This is a genomic window from Aquimarina sp. Aq78, from assembly GCF_900299525.1.
Classification (GTDB): domain Bacteria; phylum Bacteroidota; class Bacteroidia; order Flavobacteriales; family Flavobacteriaceae; genus Aquimarina.
Genome location: NZ_OMKA01000003.1, coordinates 566352 through 583711, shown reverse-complemented (window position 1 = coordinate 583711; position 17360 = coordinate 566352). Strand labels below are relative to the sequence as shown.

The 17360-nt window shown below is 32.9% G+C and carries 14 protein-coding genes; 12 read left to right on the top strand and 2 right to left on the bottom strand.

All coding sequences use genetic code 11. The features are described from left to right. The first annotated feature begins 97 nt into the window (after nt 1-97). The 9 genes from tgt to DG435_RS07390 all read left to right on the top strand — a co-directional run bounded on the left by tgt (nt 98) and on the right by DG435_RS07390 (nt 10126). The gene (gene tgt / locus DG435_RS07430; protein ID WP_024768724.1) at nt 98-1228 is read left to right on the top strand and encodes a tRNA guanosine(34) transglycosylase Tgt; all 1131 of its coding nucleotides are present in this window, start codon (nt 98-100) and stop codon (nt 1226-1228) included. A gap of 1 nt (nt 1229) precedes the next feature. Continuing rightward, the gene (locus tag DG435_RS07425; RefSeq protein WP_106792626.1) at nt 1230-2300 is read left to right on the top strand and encodes an LptF/LptG family permease; all 1071 of its coding nucleotides are present in this window, start codon (nt 1230-1232) and stop codon (nt 2298-2300) included. Then, nucleotides 2287-3219 (top strand): DMT family transporter, encoded by a 933-nt coding sequence (locus tag DG435_RS07420; protein WP_106792627.1) that lies wholly within the window; start codon nt 2287-2289, stop codon nt 3217-3219. Before DG435_RS07425 ends, DG435_RS07420 begins: the two co-directional genes overlap by 14 nt. A 51-nt stretch (nt 3220-3270) precedes the next feature. Continuing rightward, complete coding sequence (locus DG435_RS07415; RefSeq protein WP_024768721.1) at nt 3271-4224, top strand: acetyl-CoA carboxylase carboxyltransferase subunit alpha; 954 nt, start codon at nt 3271-3273, stop codon at nt 4222-4224. 170 nt (nt 4225-4394) lie between these two features. Then, nucleotides 4395-5942: a replicative DNA helicase gene (dnaB, locus tag DG435_RS07410; RefSeq protein ID WP_106792628.1), complete on the top strand. Its 1548-nt coding sequence runs from the start codon at nt 4395-4397 to the stop codon at nt 5940-5942. Further along, entirely contained in the window at nt 5917-7242 is a 1326-nt protein-coding gene (locus DG435_RS07405) for an asparagine synthetase B (RefSeq protein WP_369871770.1), read from the top strand. Before dnaB ends, DG435_RS07405 begins: the two co-directional genes overlap by 26 nt. 122 nt (nt 7243-7364) lie before the next feature. Next, nucleotides 7365-8354, top strand: a complete 990-nt coding sequence (locus DG435_RS07400) for a DKNYY domain-containing protein (RefSeq protein ID WP_159025573.1) — start codon at nt 7365-7367, stop codon at nt 8352-8354. 71 nt (nt 8355-8425) lie between these two features. Then, nucleotides 8426-9235, top strand: a complete 810-nt coding sequence (locus tag DG435_RS07395) for a hypothetical protein (protein ID WP_106792630.1) — start codon at nt 8426-8428, stop codon at nt 9233-9235. A 72-nt stretch (nt 9236-9307) separates the two neighbouring features. After that, a complete protein-coding gene (locus DG435_RS07390) occupies nt 9308-10126 on the top strand; it encodes a tetratricopeptide repeat protein (RefSeq protein ID WP_106792631.1) in 819 nt (272 codons plus the stop codon). A 123-nt stretch (nt 10127-10249) separates the two neighbouring features. Here the strand turns inward: DG435_RS07390 and DG435_RS07385 are convergent, their stop codons facing one another. Both DG435_RS07385 and DG435_RS07380 read right to left on the bottom strand, forming a co-directional pair. Beyond that, nucleotides 10250-11542: an amidohydrolase family protein gene (locus DG435_RS07385; protein ID WP_106792632.1), complete on the bottom strand. Its 1293-nt coding sequence runs from the start codon at nt 11540-11542 to the stop codon at nt 10250-10252. A 50-nt stretch (nt 11543-11592) separates the two neighbouring features. Then, entirely contained in the window at nt 11593-14577 is a 2985-nt protein-coding gene (locus tag DG435_RS07380; RefSeq protein ID WP_106792633.1) for an amidohydrolase family protein, read from the bottom strand. Between the two features lie 156 nt (nt 14578-14733). Here DG435_RS07380 and DG435_RS07375 point away from each other — a divergent pair, with 156 nt between their 5' ends. The 3 genes from DG435_RS07375 to DG435_RS07365 all read left to right on the top strand — a co-directional run bounded on the left by DG435_RS07375 (nt 14734) and on the right by DG435_RS07365 (nt 17355). Beyond that, nucleotides 14734-15429 (top strand): hypothetical protein, encoded by a 696-nt coding sequence (locus tag DG435_RS07375; protein ID WP_159025574.1) that lies wholly within the window; start codon nt 14734-14736, stop codon nt 15427-15429. Nucleotides 15430-15862: 433 nt separating this feature from the next. After that, nucleotides 15863-16543 carry a hypothetical protein gene (locus DG435_RS07370; protein WP_108840577.1) on the top strand — a complete coding sequence of 227 codons (681 nt, stop codon included), beginning with the start codon at nt 15863-15865 and terminating at the stop codon, nt 16541-16543. 143 nt (nt 16544-16686) lie between these two features. After that, nucleotides 16687-17355 carry a hypothetical protein gene (locus DG435_RS07365; protein WP_159025575.1) on the top strand — a complete coding sequence of 223 codons (669 nt, stop codon included), beginning with the start codon at nt 16687-16689 and terminating at the stop codon, nt 17353-17355. The last annotated feature ends 5 nt before the right edge of the window (nt 17356-17360 follow it).

The following is a 17360-nucleotide window of genomic DNA, read 5'->3' as shown; positions in this document are numbered from 1 at the left end:
ATTAAGAAACTAATGTTAATAACAAAAAGTTTTAGAAAACCTAAGTTCACCAATGTGATTTTAGTTAGTTATCTTTGCGCTCCATCAAACAGGAATTATGCAATTTGACCTTTTGTCCAAAGACTCTCTAAGTAAAGCGAGAGCAGGTAAAATAAGTACAGATCACGGTGTTATAGAAACACCGATTTTTATGCCGGTAGGAACAGTTGCTACCGTAAAAGGAGTACATCAAAGAGAATTAAAAAATGATATTAATCCCGATATTATTTTAGGAAATACATATCATTTATATCTACGACCTCAAACTCCTATTTTAGAAAAAGCGGGAGGATTACATAAGTTTATGAACTGGGACCGAAATATCCTTACCGATAGTGGAGGTTATCAGGTATATTCTTTATCAGCTAATCGAAAAATAAAAGAAGAAGGAGTGAAGTTTAAGTCCCATATTGATGGTTCATTTCATGTGTTTACTCCAGAAAATGTAATGGAAATTCAGCGTACTATTGGGGCAGATATCATCATGGCATTTGATGAGTGTACACCTTATCCTTGTGATTATCAATATGCAAAAAGAAGTATGCATATGACACACAGGTGGTTAGATCGTTGTATGCAACATTTAGAAAAAATTCCGGTTAAGTATGGGTATGATCAGGCTTTTTTTCCAATAGTACAGGGAAGCACTTATAAAGATCTTAGAAAACAATCGGCAGAATATATTGCGAATGCTGGAGCCGTTGGTAATGCAATTGGAGGATTGTCTGTAGGAGAACCGGCAGAAGAAATGTATGCGATGACAGAAGTAGTTACGGATATTTTGCCAGAAGATAAACCAAGGTATTTAATGGGAGTAGGAACACCTATTAATATTTTAGAAAATATTGCTCTTGGTGTAGATATGTTTGATTGTGTAATGCCCACTCGTAATGCGCGTAACGGGATGTTATTTACAGCACATGGAACTATTAATATAAAAAATAAAAAATGGGAAGATGATTTTTCGGCAATAGATGACATGGCTATCACTTTTGTAGACACAGAGTATTCTAAGGCGTATTTAAAACATCTTTTTTCAGTAAATGAATTATTAGGAAAACAAATAGCAACAATACATAATTTAGGTTTCTACTTATGGTTGGTTCGCGAAGCTAGAAAACATATCTTAGCCGGTGATTTTAATTCCTGGAAGAATATGATGGTTAAACAAATGGATAAAAGATTATAGATTGAAAATACTGGACTGGTACATACTTAAAAGATATCTGGGAACATTTTTTACAATGATTCTGCTTTTTATCCCTATAGGAATAATAGTAGACCTTTCAGAAAAAATAGATAATATGCTGGAACATCAGGTTCCTCTTGATGCCGTAATAGAGTATTATCTTGACTTTACCGTTTATTTTGCCAATTTACTATTTCCTCTCTTCGTATTCTTATCTGTAATTTGGTTTACTTCTAAACTCGCTAACAAAACAGAAATTATAGCTTTTTTAAGCTCAGGAGTTTCATTTTGGAGGTTTCTTAGACCCTATATGATAGGTGCAATTATTATTTGTTTTGGAGCATTAGCTATGGGATTGTTTTTGGCTCCAAAAGCCAGTCAGGGATTTAATGAATTTAAATATTCTTACCTTAAAAAAGGTAAAAAAGTACAGGAAACTAAAAACGTATATCGACAGCTTAATGATAGTATGTTTTTATATGCCAATAACTTTAAACCTCTAGATAAATCGGCTACTAATTTTACATTAGAATATTTTGATGGTAATAGATTAAAGATAAAGATTTCGGCAAGAAGAATCGTGTTTAGAGATAGTATCTATGAATTGAGAGATTATGTAAAACGAACTGTATTAGAAAATAAAGATATTATTGAAAAGGCTAAAACAAAGGATACTGTCTTGCCTTTTAATATAGATGAATTTACCCCGGTTACGTATGTGGCAGAGACTCTTAATTACGCAGAGTTAAGTAAATTTATCGAAAAAGAAAGTAAAAGAGGGTCGTCTGATATTAATAGATATAAAGTTGTTGCTTATAAAAGATGGAGTATACCGGTATCTGCATTTATTCTTACCATTATCGGTGTAGCTGTTTCTTCTATGAAAAGAAGAGGAGGAATGGGAGTTAACTTGGCTGTTGGTATTTCATTAGCATTCGTTTTTATCTTTTTTGATAAAGTTTTAGGTACAATGGCCAACCAATCTGATTTTCCACCAATAGTTGCTGTATGGTTCCCTAATATATCCTTTGGAATCTTAGCGATTTATCTTTTATACAATGCCAAACGCTAAACTTTTTAATTACCTGCATTTACATTTTATAGTGTTTATATGGGGGTTCACAGCTATTCTTGGAGAATTGATATCTATCGAAGCATTACCACTGGTTTGGTATAGAATGCTTCTGGCTTCAATATTTATTTATGTTTACATTTATTTCAAAAAATTACCAATAGCGGTTTCAAGAAAATTATTTTTCACACTTTTTTTGGCGGGAATTGTCATAGCATTGCACTGGATTACTTTTTTTGCAGCAATCAAAGTTTCTAATGTATCTATAACACTATCCATGATGTCTACAGGAGCTTTTTTTACTTCGATTTTGGAACCCATTTTCTATAAAAGAAAGGTAATATGGTATGAAATTCTTTTCGGGCTTTTAGTGATTACAGGATTGTATATTATTTTTAAAGTTGAAGGAGATTACTTTATAGGCATTGTTTATGCATTGTGTTCTGCTTTTTTATCGTCGGTTTTTTCCTTGATAAATGGTAAGGTAGCACAACAATATAATCCATCTGTAATCTCATTTTATGAATTATTAAGTGGTGTAGGGGTTGTAACTGTATATTTGTTAGGGGCAACAATATTTGGCACAACATCCGATGGATTTACAGTTTCGTTTTTTCAATTAACAACTTCAGATTGGATGTATATGTTATTATTGGCGTCGGTTTGTACGGCCTATGCTTTTATAGGTTCTGTACAGGTAATGAAATATTTGACTCCATATACAGTAATGTTAACGACTAACTTAGAACCTGTATATGGGATACTATTAGCTTTCCTGATTTTTGGAGAAGCAGAAAAGATGAACCCCCAATTCTACTATGGTGCAGCGATTATTCTTGGCACAGTTGTTTTAAACGGAATATTCAAAAATGCTAAAAAAAGAAAAAGAGAAGGAACTTTGCATAACATTACGAAGTAAAGTTTTTATATTTGTCGGCTAACCCTAGTTAATATAAAATATATTCTTGATATGGAATATTTAGAATTTGAACTCCCCATTAAGGAACTCGAAGAACAATTTGAGAAGGCTTGCGCTATCGGTGAAGAAAGCGAAGTCGATGTTACCGATACGTGTAAGCAAATTGAAAAAAAGCTAAAAGAAACTAAAAAAGAAATATATAAAAACCTTACGCCATGGCAACGAGTTCAGCTGTCAAGGCACCCTTCTAGACCATATACTCTAGATTATGTAGATGCAATTTGTGGTGAATCCTTTTTAGAACTGCATGGCGATCGAAATGTGAAAGATGATAAAGCCATGATTGGTGGTTTAGGAAAAATAGGAGACCAAAGTTTTATGTTTGTTGGTCAACAAAAAGGATACAATACCAAGACCAGACAATACCGTAATTTCGGAATGGCAAACCCAGAAGGATATCGTAAAGCACTTCGTTTAATGAAAAGTGCAGAAAAATTTGATATTCCGGTAGTTACTTTTATTGATACTCCTGGAGCTTACCCTGGATTAGAAGCAGAAGAACGTGGTCAAGGAGAAGCAATTGCTCGTAATATACTCGAAATGACTCGCCTTAAAGTACCGGTTATTGTAGTGATTATAGGAGAAGGAGCTAGTGGAGGGGCATTAGGAATAGGAGTAGGAGATAAAGTATTGATGCTCGAAAACGCATGGTACTCTGTGATATCTCCAGAAAATTGCTCTTCTATATTATGGAGAAGCTGGGATCAGAAAGAACAAGCAGCAGAAGCATTAAAACTTACAGCAAAAGATAGTGTTAATCTTAAAGTGGTTGATGAAATCGTTAAAGAACCGCTTGGAGGAGCACATAGTGATCGAGAAACTACCTTTAAAACAGTACGGGATAAAATATTGGCATCTTTTGAAGAATTAAAAAACTTATCACCAGAAGAATTGGTTGAAAAGCGAATGGAAAAGTATGCTAATATGGGAGTCTTTAAAGACTAACCCCTAAAGGAAATCACTTACTGCCTGAATCTGAAGTTGTAAGCTTCAGATTTTTTTATGCTTATTAACAATAAAATTAAGTTATTAACAGTTCATTTGTTGAAGACTGGTGGACATTCGTATCTTTGTATTTAGGTACATCTTTTTACAATTTTTTTACATTCGTAGTCATGGAAAAAGTAAAGCAAACTAAGCAAATAAATTACGATCGGGGGAACGTAATTTCGCTTGAAAAAGGAAAAATACCTCCTCAAGCGGTTGATTTAGAGGAAGTTGTGCTTGGAGCAATGATGATTGATAAGAAAGGGGTCGACGAAATTATTGACATACTTAATCCCGATGTTTTTTATAGAGAAGCACATCAATACATCTTTGAAGCAATATTTAAACTATTCGAAAACTCTGAGCCAATAGACTTATTAACGGTTTCTAGCCAGCTAAAGAAGGATTCGAGATTAGAATTGGCCGGAGGGGATTATTATTTGGTACAATTAACCCAAAAAGTGGCATCCTCTGCGCATATAGAGTTTCATGCCAGAATAATTCTTCAGAAATATATACAACGAAGTTTAATTAAAATTTCGAATGAAATTATTGAAGAATCCTACGATGAGACTACAGACGTTTTTGACCTTCTCGATATGGCAGAATCCAGATTGTATGAAGTTACACAAGGAAATATAAAACGATCTACAGAGACTGCACAAAATCTGGTTATACAGGCAAAGAAAAAAATACAGGAAATTTCAAACAAAGAAGGGATGAGTGGAGTTCCATCTGGCTTTGATAAGCTGGATAAACTTACTTCGGGTTGGCAGCCAAGTGATTTAATCATTGTGGCTGCCCGTCCGGGTATGGGAAAAACCGCTTTAACGCTTTCTATGGCAAGAAATATGGCAGTAGGAAGCAATATTCCTGTTGCTTTTTTCTCTTTAGAGATGTCCTCTGTACAGTTGATTACTCGTTTGATATCTTCAGAAACAGGACTTTCTTCAGAAAAACTACGTACCGGTAAATTAGAAAAACACGAGTGGGAACAACTTAATGTAAAAGTTAAAGATTTAGAAAAAGCACCATTATTTATCGATGATACCCCGTCATTGTCAATTTTCGATCTTCGAGCTAAAGCACGTCGTCTTGCATCGCAGCATGGTATTAGAATGATAGTTATTGATTATTTGCAATTAATGACGGCAGGAGGATCAGGGAAAAATGGAAATCGTGAACAAGAGATTTCGACTATTTCACGTAACTTAAAAGCTTTAGCAAAAGAATTGAGTATTCCTGTAATCGCTTTATCCCAGTTATCTCGTGCGGTAGAAACTCGTGGAGGAAGTAAAAGACCACTACTTAGTGACCTTCGTGAATCTGGAGCGATTGAACAAGATGCAGATATTGTAGCCTTTATTTTTAGACCTGAATATTATAAAATTGACGAATGGGATGATGAAGAAAGATCTCCTACTCAAGGGCAAGGAGAATTCATCGTGGCAAAACACCGTAACGGTGGTTTAGAAAATATTAGGTTAAAATTTATTGGTCACTTGGGTAAATTTGATAACTTAGATGACTTTAGTACTCCTTTTGAGTTTCATTCAAAAATGAATGATGGTAGTGAAGATGAGCCACTTAGTACAAGTCATCTTCCTAGTGCAGATGAAGCCTTTGGGAGTAGCATAAATGACTCTAGCGATGATGACGACGAAGTACCTTTCTAAAATAACGCAGATATTTAAATCTTTCGTACTACAACAAAGATGGCTTCGCCCTGGTGTAGTTATATTGGTTTTTTTATTTACATTTCAATCTTATGCATCTTATGTGTTAATTCCGATGGATGCAGATGGCCAACAAAATCACTTAAAAGCCTATGGGATTACCTATTGGACATTAAGTAAAGATCTTAAAGTGAAATGGTTGCTAAACTATAGAGGAGGATCTTTTTTATTGCCAGATACAGAATATATTAGAAAAGAATGTACCATTAGAGGGGTTTCGTATGAAGTACTTAGCGATGCTGAAACTAACGAAATTTTAGAAGAAATAAGTAGTCCTTCACAGAATATGGAGGCCGTAGTCTTAGAAAAAGCACCAAAAATAGCAGTGTATTCTCCCAAAGGAAACCAACCTTGGGATGATGCGGTTACTATGGTATTGACATTTGCAGAAATTCCCTATAAAACAATTTATGATAAAGAAGTTCTAGAAGACAACCTGATCTTATATGACTGGCTACATTTACATCACGAAGATTTTACAGGACAATATGGTAAGTTTTATGCTACATATAGAGCCGCTCCATGGTATATTAGAGAAAAAGCTGCTGCAGAAAAATTAGCCAACGAACTTGGATATTCAAAAGTTTCACAAGAGAAACTAGCAGTCGCTTTAAAAATTAGAGATTATGTTGTTGGCGGTGGATTTATGTTTGCCATGTGTAGTGCTACAGATAGTTTTGAGATTGCTATAGCTGCAGAAGGAGTTGATGTTTGTGAGCCTATGTTTGATGGAGATCCCAGTGAACCGGGATACCAATCTAAGATAGATTATAGTAAGACTTTTGCGTTTAAGAACTTTACACTAGAGCGTAGCCCAAATGTATATGAGTTTTCTTCAATAGATATGACTAGAAAACGCCGTATCCCCAAAACAACAGATTATTTTACGCTTATGGATTTCTCTGCAAAATGGGATCCTATCCCAACTATGCTTTGCCAGAATCATACGGCTTTGGTTAAAGGATTTATGGGGCAAACTACAGCATATAACCCTAATGAGATTAAATCTAATGTATTAGTACTGGGCGAAAATAAAACCAATTCAGAAGCTCGCTATATACATGGAATTAAGGGAAAAGGATTCTTTACTTTTTACGGAGGGCACGATCCCGAAGATTATACACATAGAGTTGGCGATCCAAAGACAGAATTAGAACTGCATCCTAATTCACCGGGATATCGTTTAATTCTAAACAATGTACTCTTTCCTGCTGCAAAAAAGAAAAAGCAGAAAACCTAATAGCAATATTGCATTTCTAATCACGGTTTACAGTGATGAATCTACGTATTACTTTTTATAATTTTGTTTTTGATTCATGACAAAGTGAAGCATATTATAGCAAAATGATAAAAAAAGTATTAATGATATTAGCTGCAATTTTTCTACTACTAACTACACTGGGTATTTATGGAGTGTATCGTTTTTTAAATCCATTTGGAAAATTGGTAAATGAGGAGAAATCTGATTCTTACTTTTACACACGAGATGGGGATGAGATTATATACAGCCCTATGGGAAATTGGTTTTCATTAGGAAAGAATGAAATGAATGTTGATTTTGCCACTTTTCAAGTTTTGGGTAGAGCATATGCAAAAGATCAAAACCGTGTGTACTATGAAGCAAAAATCCTTGATTTTGATATTGATGTCCCTTCTTTTACAGTTAAATATGACTACAACATTCCTATGGATAAAAATCATGTATATATCATGCATGATCGATATGATTTAGAAAAAGGAGAAGGTTTTAAAATTTTAGAAGATGCAGATCCAGCTACATATATACAGTTAAATTTTAGTTTTGCAAAAGACAAGAATCACATATTTAGGGATAATGAAAAGCTAACAAAAGTAGACTACTCATCTTTTGAAATACTTAATGAAGAGTTTTGTAAGGATAATAAAGGGGTATACTATTATTTATATCATGAACCTTTGCGTAAAATTGAAACGAACTTATCAGAAGTAACTGTGTTAAATCAATATTGTATTCGTGATGATAAATATATATACCTACACACAAGTAGCAGAAATGGAGAAAGTGTTGATGAGGTAGTTAGTATTCCTTTTAAGAATGCAGAAAGAATAACGTTTTTTGATAGTAATAAAATAATCAAAATAGATGATGTTATCTATTATGAAACAATACCCTTAAAAGAAGCTGATGCTGATACCTTTGAAGAAATCGAATATGGGTATACAAAAGACATCAATTACGTTTTTTTTCTAGGAGAAATTATTAAAGGTGCAGATCCCAAAACTTTTAAATATAATAGTAGGAATTATACTTTTTCGGATAAAAACCATGTTTATGAATCTGGAGAAGTTTTAAAAAAATCAAAAAACTGGTGATACAGTATTGTAAGGTAATTTAAGTAATACGACTACACTGTCTATAATTAACTTATTTACAAATCTTAATCATGAAAAATCTTATCCTAGTATCACTTTTGATTACAACTATTATCTCCTGTAAACAAGAAGTAAAACCAGAAAAAGAAACCAAAGTTCGGGAAGAACAAAAAGAAGAAGTTATACCAGATCGATCTGGAGATTTTCCAGAAGATATTGCTACTGTTTTTAAAGCTCATGGAGGTATCAATGCGTTTGATCAAATGAATAGCATGATTTTTGAGATTGCTAAGCCTGAAGGAAACGAAAAACACACTATTGATCTTAAAACCCGTTATGCGCGTGTAGAAACAGATAAATTCGTTTTAGGATTTGATGGTAAAGAAGCTTGGTTAGAGCAGGATTCTACTTATTTCAAGGGAAATCCTCGTTTCTATCACAATTTGATGTTCTATTTTTATGCAATGCCTTTTGTGTTGGGTGATGATGGAATTTCATATCAAAAAGTAGATGACCTTAAGGTGGGTGATATTTCGTATGCAGGCTATAAAATATCTTATGGAGATGGTATTGGAGATTCACCCAAAGACAATTATTTTCTTTATTACGATAAACCATCTGGGAAAATGAAATTTCTAGGCTATACAGTTACATTTTTCAGTAAAGAATCTAGCGAAAAAATAAGTCTGATAGAATATGCAGATTGGAATGATGTAAATGGAATATTGCTTCCTACATCCCTTAAATGGAGAGCTTATAAAGATGGTGTAGTAGGAGAGGTTAAAAGTGAAATGAATTTTGTAAATGCTAAAATAGATAAGAAAAAAGTTTCTAGTTCATTATTTAAAAAACCTAGTATAGAAAAAAGTAAAACCTTGTAAATGATGTATGTTGTAATGACAGAAAACTTAATTGAAAACAAGGTTTAACAATCAAAATAAAATTAAGGAAGTATGACATTACATTTCAAGTTTATTAATGTAGTTTTTGTTTTAATTTTTTGTACAAATAATTTTGCACAGGAACAGGAAATTCCGAATACTGTCAAATTACCGGATACTTCATCTTGGGAGTCTGTGAGGAAACAAATTAAAATGGAAACCCGTTTTATCAACAGATGGCCCAATGCCGAACATTATTTTAAAAGAGGTAGGTGTAAAGCAGTAATTCACGATTGGAAATCTGCACTATCAGACTTAGATAAATCCATTGAGTTTAGCCCTAATGCAATGATTTCATATTATGTTAGGGGAGCTGTAAAGGAAAGATTAGACGATTTAGAAGGAGCGAGAGATGATTTTTCAAAAGTTATTGAGCTAAAACCGGATTATGAAATGGCTTGGTTAGATAGGGCTCAAATTTATACAAAACTTGAAAATTTTGATGCAGCAAAAGAAGATCTGAATATGGCTCTGAAATTATACCCTAATTGGAGTCTAGCTTTCTTTCGATTCGGTAATTTATATAGTGACAAAAAAGACTATGATGAGGCAATAATATATTACGAAAAATGTATAGAAATCAACAAGGATTCATATATGGCATATAACAATCTGGGAGATATACATTATAAGAAAAAGAACTATGACAAGGCAATTTTGTATACCTCTGAAGCAATAACAATTTTTCCTAACTACATAAAAGCTTTAAAAACAAGAGTAGGCGCAAAATTGGCTAAAGGAGATACGGACTTCTGTCAGGATATTAAAAAGTTGGTAAAACTAGGAGATATAGAATCTATAGCAATTATTGATGAATATTGTCCAAATTGATTTATAAAGGATTATTTCCTGTGTAATTATACTTTTGGCTACATTGATATAGATAGTTTATTAAAGAAGTTAAATCTTTTAACTAAAAAGATTTAACTTCTTTAATAAGAGTATTTAGGATTATTATTTAGTGTATTTTTCACTATATCGTTTCCATAACTTAGTCTGGTGGCTTTCTAAACTAATATCACGTCCTTGGATAAAAGCTTTCTCTAATTGATTGGTGCGCATATCCAGGGCATCACCGATACTAATAAATAGAGTGGCATCTTTACCAACTTCAAGAGTTCCGGTACTATTATCAATACCCAGAATTTTGGCACTGTTACCAGTAATGAGTTGTAAAGCCTTTTCTTTATCTAATCCATGTGCAGCAACAGTTCCTGCCTGAAACGGTAAATTACGGGCATTAGCACGCTCCATTTGCCCGCTATTCTGTAATGCAACCAACACTCCAGCATCCATCAATAATTTTGCATTTTTATAAGGTAAATCATAATCTTCATCTTCTTGCCTGGGAGTAGAGTGTGTTCTTGTAGTTAGAACTGGAACATTGTTTTGTTTTAGCTGTGCTGCAACTTTATAAGCTTCATAGGCACCTACTAAAACTATTTTCTTGATATTATTTTTTTTAGAAAAACTAAGCACATCCAAAATTTCTTTTTCTGTATTTACATGTACAAATAAAGTTTTTGACCCATCAAAAATACCTTTCATTGCTTGGTGAGGAAGATTTCCTGTTGTCTTAGTTGATTTAATGAAAGCTTTGGATTGATGTATAAAATCTACCAATTCTGTTATTTGTTCTGCATATTTTTTATTGGGCTTATATCCGGGATCCTCACCAAGCCACCAACGACCCCTTGTAAAGGAACTTGGCCAATTGATATGAATACCATCATCTACTTTTATAGTTGCATCTTCCCAATTCCATGCATCTAATTGCACAATCGATGATGTTCCCGAAATTCTACCGCCACGAGGGGTAACCTGTGCTATTAAAACACCATTGGGGCGCATACTTTCTACAATTTTACTCTCTGCATTGTAGGCTATAATACTTCGAATATGTGGGTTGTAATTTCCAATTTCACTATCGTCATCTGTAGCACGAACAGCACCTATTTCTACTAATCCTAAGGTAGAATTTGGAGCTATAAAACCAGGATAGATATGTTTTCCAGAAGCGTTAATTACAGTTCCTTTTGCAGAGGCACTTCCATTAGCACCTATTGCTGTTATCTTTCCATTTTCAAAAACGATAATACTATTTTCAATAACTTCTCCATTACCAATATGTGCTGTAGCACCAGTGATCGTTATTGCTTCACTCTGAACTTTTGCTGGGGTTTGCTGCGCTGTTACTTTTCCAAAGGAAATAATACACAGTGCTATTATGAATACTATTTTTTTCATATTCTTTATGATTTTAGACCTCGACAAGCTTAGTCTGATCTATATTTTGTTTAATTAATAGTTTCTAAAGTTTCGCATTCGAAATGTTGCTTTTCCTTCTTCTTGGCAGGCTGTGTTTTAAGACCACTGTTTTTTGCCTTTAAAAGCATAGTAGAAAGTTTATTTCTTTCTGCTGCAATAGATTTTCTCATAGCTTTATCTTTTTCAAGATCAAAATACACGGCTCCTTCGATTATAGTTTTTTCTGCTTTAGCATATATAGATAGTGGATGATCTGTCCATAATACTAAATCTGCATCTTTACCTATTTTAATACTTCCTACTTTGTCATCGATATGTAATAGTTTGGCAGGGTTAAGAGTTACAAATTTCAACGCATCTTCTTCACTTACACCACCATATTTTACGGATTTAGCAGCTTCCTGATTAAGACGACGAGACATTTCTCCATCATCACTATTGATTGCAGTAACTACACCTTGTTTATGCATAATAGCTGCATTATAAGGAATGGCATCATTAACCTCATATTTGTATGCCCACCAGTCAGAGAAGGTAGATCCTCCAACACCATGAGCTACCATTTTATCTGCTAGCTTATATCCCTCGAGAATATGGGTAAAGGTGTTAATCCTAAAATTAAATTTTTCGGCAACCTTCATTAACATATTGATCTCACTTTGCACATAAGAATGGCAGCTAATATAACGTTGACCGTTTATAATTTCTGCCAAGGTTTCCATTTCGGTATCCTTTCGATACGGTTTACCACTTGTTTTAAGTTTATGGTACTCTTTTGCACGAGAGAAGTAATCTATATATAATTGTTCAACCCCCATTCTTGATTGTGGGAAACGGCTAAAACTTTGCCAATTACTTTGTTTTACATTCTCGCCTAATGCGAATTTGATAAACTTTGGTGAATTGGGGTAGATAAGATTATTGGCACTCTGTCCCCATTTTAATTTTATGATTGCAGAGCGTCCTCCTATTGGATTTGCAGAACCATGAAGAATCTGAATAGAGGTTACACCACCTGCCAGATTTCTATAAATATCAATATCATCGGGAGATACAACATCTTCGATAGTTACTTCGGCAGAAGAATTATGTCCAGCTTCATTAATGGCAGCCGCTGCAATATGAGAATGCTCGTCAACAATACCAGAAGTAAGATGTTTTCCTGTAGCATCAATTATTTTGGCGTTACTATCATTAAGGTTTTTACCAATAGCAGTGATTTTACCATTTTTGACTAATACATCGGTCTCTGTTAAAATCCCATCGGTTTCATTGGTCCAAACTGTTGCATTTTTAAATAGTAACGACTCCGATTTTGGTACTTGAGAATTTCCATATGCTATATTAGGATATACAACAGGAAGAACTTCGGGTTTTTCTTTTTTATCGGTTGATTTTTTATCCTTTTTTTCAGAAGCCTTTTCGGGTTTCTTTTTAACAGAAAAAGAAGTTTGCGCTCCATTAGGAAGAATAGCTTTACCACTCCAAAAATTAGGAGTGCCAGTAATACTGGATATAATCCTTGTGTATTGTGTTTTAGTAGTATCAGTATCGGTAAAAGTAATAGTTACCCAATCATTCTTATAGTTTATTTTGGATCCTAATTTTGTTTCACCAAGTTTTATTTCGGCTTTAGGTTTTGTAGGCTTTCCAGAAATTGACATATCATACGTTTTTCCGGCAACGGTTAGCTTATAGTTACCATTGATATCGGTAACATTCATATCATTCACTATATTTTTACGACCCTGCACCCAGTTCTCATAAATAATATTGTCTTTTGAAAATAATTCACTTTTGGTGATTAGAAAGTTTGCATAGCTCCCTTTTTTAATACTTCCTAAAAGATTACTCTTTCCTAAAATCTGTGCAGGTATGGTTGTTAGCGCTGCAATGGCAATTTTTTTATCCAAGCCATACTCAATAGCTTTTGTAATTCTGCCTTTTAGATCGGCAACCTTTTTTAATTTATGTGTAGTCAAAGAAAAGGTAATCCCATTTTTTGATAATACAGAAGGATTTGTTGGGGCCTGGTTCCAATGTCTCATATCTCCAAGACTTACCAGATTAGCCATAAAAGGATCTGAAACATCATAGGCTTCAGGAAAATCCAGAGGAATTATATATTTGGCATTGGTAGCTTTTACCTTGTCGATCCTGGCATATTCATCTCCACCACCAACAAGTACGTATTGGGTATTAAATTGATCACCAACCTTATCAGCTCTAAAACCATTTATTCTGCTTCCTGCTTCAAAAATTTGAGGAAGATTTTTGTTCCTGTTTAAAGCTTCCAGAGATAGATCTTTGTTAGTGGCATTACCACCAGCATACCAATCGGCATCGTGATACACTTGTCTTAGAAGTGCCATAGCTCCCATTAATGATGTGGGGTATATCTGTTTACTTTTATTACTTTTAGAAAAAGATAAGAACTGTGATGAGCGATCACTTAATAGTCGATCACCTTCTGTACCTTCATTATTTAGAGCCACTAATAACCCGGTTCCTCTTACAATACCATCGGGCATATGAGTATTAAGTACTCCAAACCCTTCTTTTACATATTCTGTTGCTTTTTTGGCGTCATATTTAAAGGAGGTTAAGGCATTAGTTTCTGGACGAATGTGATCGTTCCAGTAATAGCCTTCTCGGGATGCTTCATATTGCGGGTTACCTCTAAAAGGGCTTCCTCCTTTTCGTTTAGGTTTTTCGATACCAAAATTGGTGAATGGATCAATAAAAGAAGCATAAATATGTTTCCCTTTAAGGTCAATTATCACACTATTCGCAGGAGCCGAAATAGAATTTCCTACCTGTACAATTTTACCTTTTTGGATAACTAGAGTTCCATTTTTGATCTCAGTATCTGGTGTTGTGTGAATCGTCGCGTTTTTAAATACGGTGTAATTAGAATTGGTAGTGTTAACCCCATCATTTTTTGGAAAATAATCTTGAGAGTAAGAATTTAGAATTCCGCATATCACCGTAAGTGATAATAGAAGTTTTTTCATAAGTGATTAGTGTAAAGTAAATTGAATCGGATTTAAAGATAACGGTTGAAATAAAAAGAGGCTGTTAATTAAGATTGTTTTAACATTAGCTATTGCATTATTAAATTTGTATTTTTAGGATTACATCTGTATATATTAACAATAGAACGTACAATAATGAAAAGCTTTTTTATTCTTTTTTTATGGATTGGCACTACTTTAATGATTGGGCAATCTAATATAAATAACGATTTTAATTCTAGTAATGGCTTAGCGTATGATACTACAAAAGTGCTTAACGTATATAGTAGTCCTACTGGAAACAGCTATACCGAAAAATCGATAAAAGGGCATAAATACTATAATGAAGAGTATAAAATAGCAGAAATTTATGTTGCCGATAGGATGATTCATAAATATGCTGTACGTTATGATGCATATCATGATCAAATTGAAGTTATAGAAAACGATAAAAAATTTGTCCTTTCTAAAGAAAATAAAATCCGAGTGGTTTTGAAAGATTATGAATATGGATTGCTGTTAAATAAAAAAGGAGTAGAAGAATATTTTATTATTTTCAATAAAAACAAAGAAACTTCATTAGTATTAAAAGCAAGAAAAAAAATTCAGGATGCCAAAAAACCTAAATCAGGTTTTGAGAAATATACACCTCCGGCTTTTTATAGAGATTATTTTTATTTTATAAAAAATAAGACAGGAAATTTAAAGAAAGTAAGACTAAAAAAGAATAGCGTTCTTAACGTTTTGAAAGATAAAAAAGATGATCTTGAAAAATTTGCATCTTCAGAAAAATTGAAGTTTAAAAAGGAATCAGATTTGATTAAGATAATAGATTACTATAATACGTTGTAGTGCTATTAGAATCTTGTCGGTGCTAATTTTAAAGCAACCATATAATTATTAAGTTTCTTCCATTATTGTTTTCCATTTTTGACTCCAATAGAGACAGAATAAATACATCAGAAATCCCAACTTGATTGTGGTATCATATGTGGGATAAACCTTCGCATTTTTGAATATAGTATACTTAGAATTTGTTGTAATAACCTAACTTATTATTTTTTTGAGAAATAATACTGAGAGTGAGAATTTAAAATTCTGTATATCACCGCAAGTGATAATAGAAGTTTTTTCATAAGTATGGTGTACCATAAATTGAATCATATGTAAAACAATAATTGGTATAATAAAGATTGTTAATTAAGATTGTTTTAACATTACTTGTACTAGTATATTTATGGATTTTTAGAAATTTACCAAAATATTAACAACAAAATTTATAATAATGAAAAACTTTTTTATTCTTTTTTTATTGATGAGTAGTACTGTAATGATTGGGCAGGAAACCTTTGGAGGAGGAGCCTCGGATCCTGGAGGTAAGACAGGGATAGGGCCTTTTAGTTCAACAATTATGGTAAGACAAAAAGCTCGAAACACTTCTATTAAGGGACATCAGTATTTTGAAGAGAATAATGAAATGGCAACAATATATGTGAATAAAAAACAAGTACGCCAATGTTTAGTTAGATACAATGCTTTTAATGGAGAACTAGAATATGTAGATGATAATAAAAGATTTAATATGCTAAAAGTAGATAACTTAGAAGTTGCTCTTAGAAAGTATAGCTATAAGTTATTTAATTATGAAGGGGACAGACAATTTTTTGTTGTGTATAATAAAGGACCATTCTCTCTGGGAGTGAAAGCAATGAAGAAAGTAAAACAAGGGAAAGAAGCGGTAACCAGTTATGATGCTAGTACTCCTTCAAAATATATTGAGAATAATAAATACTTTATAATTAACAATAAAAAGGGAGAGGTTCAAAAAGTAAAACTTAAGAAAAAGGACATCCTTAAAGTTTTGGATAAAAAAGAAGAACTTGAAAAATTTGCCTCTTCAAAAAAACTAAGTTTTAAGAAGGAAAAAGACCTGATTAAGATTATTAATTATTATAATTCTATATAACTTTAGGATTGACTTATCTATTTAATTTTATCAGAATTTAGAATTCTTGTAGTATATCAGATTGTTAAATAGTATTTTTAACAATGGGTGATATTATGTATAAAAGTCGTTTCTTTACTTCGGGAAAATTTAAATTAAAGAGAATGAAAAAATTGTTTTTAGTGCTTTTATTGTTGCAAAATTGTCTGATTGTTGGGCAAGCTAAAATAGGTTCGGTTGCTGGAGTTGAAGAAACAACAAATATGAGTGCTTATGGGACTCGAGTAGTAGTTAAGAAGCCTTTAAAGAATACTGTTCAGGGGCATCAGTACTACGAAAATGAAAATAAGCTTGCTTCGGTATACGTAAACGGAAAAAAAATGCGTAGAGCCTATGTTAGATATAATACTTTAAATGACGAAATTGAAGTTACAGAAATATTCAATGTTTTGAAAAGAGAGAATATTCGGGTTGTTTTGGACGAAGGATATGTTTATAAGATGTTAGATTATGAAGGGACAAAACAGTTCTTTGTCTTTTTAAAAGAAGGAAAGAATTCTTTGGTTATGAAGGTAGAAAAGAAGGTAAAGCAAGGTCAAAAAGGAATTGATGCTTATGAACAGACAACGAATGATAAATATATAGAAAAACGTAGTTATTTCATATTGAAAGCTGATGGTGATTTACTTAAGGTCAAATTAAAACAGAAAGATGTATTGAAAGTTTTGGAAGATAAAAAGAACGAAATCGAAAAGTACGTTTCCTCAAAAGGGCTTAATTATAAAAAAGAAAATGATCTAATTAGAATTGTGGGGTATTATAATACCTTATAGCTGTT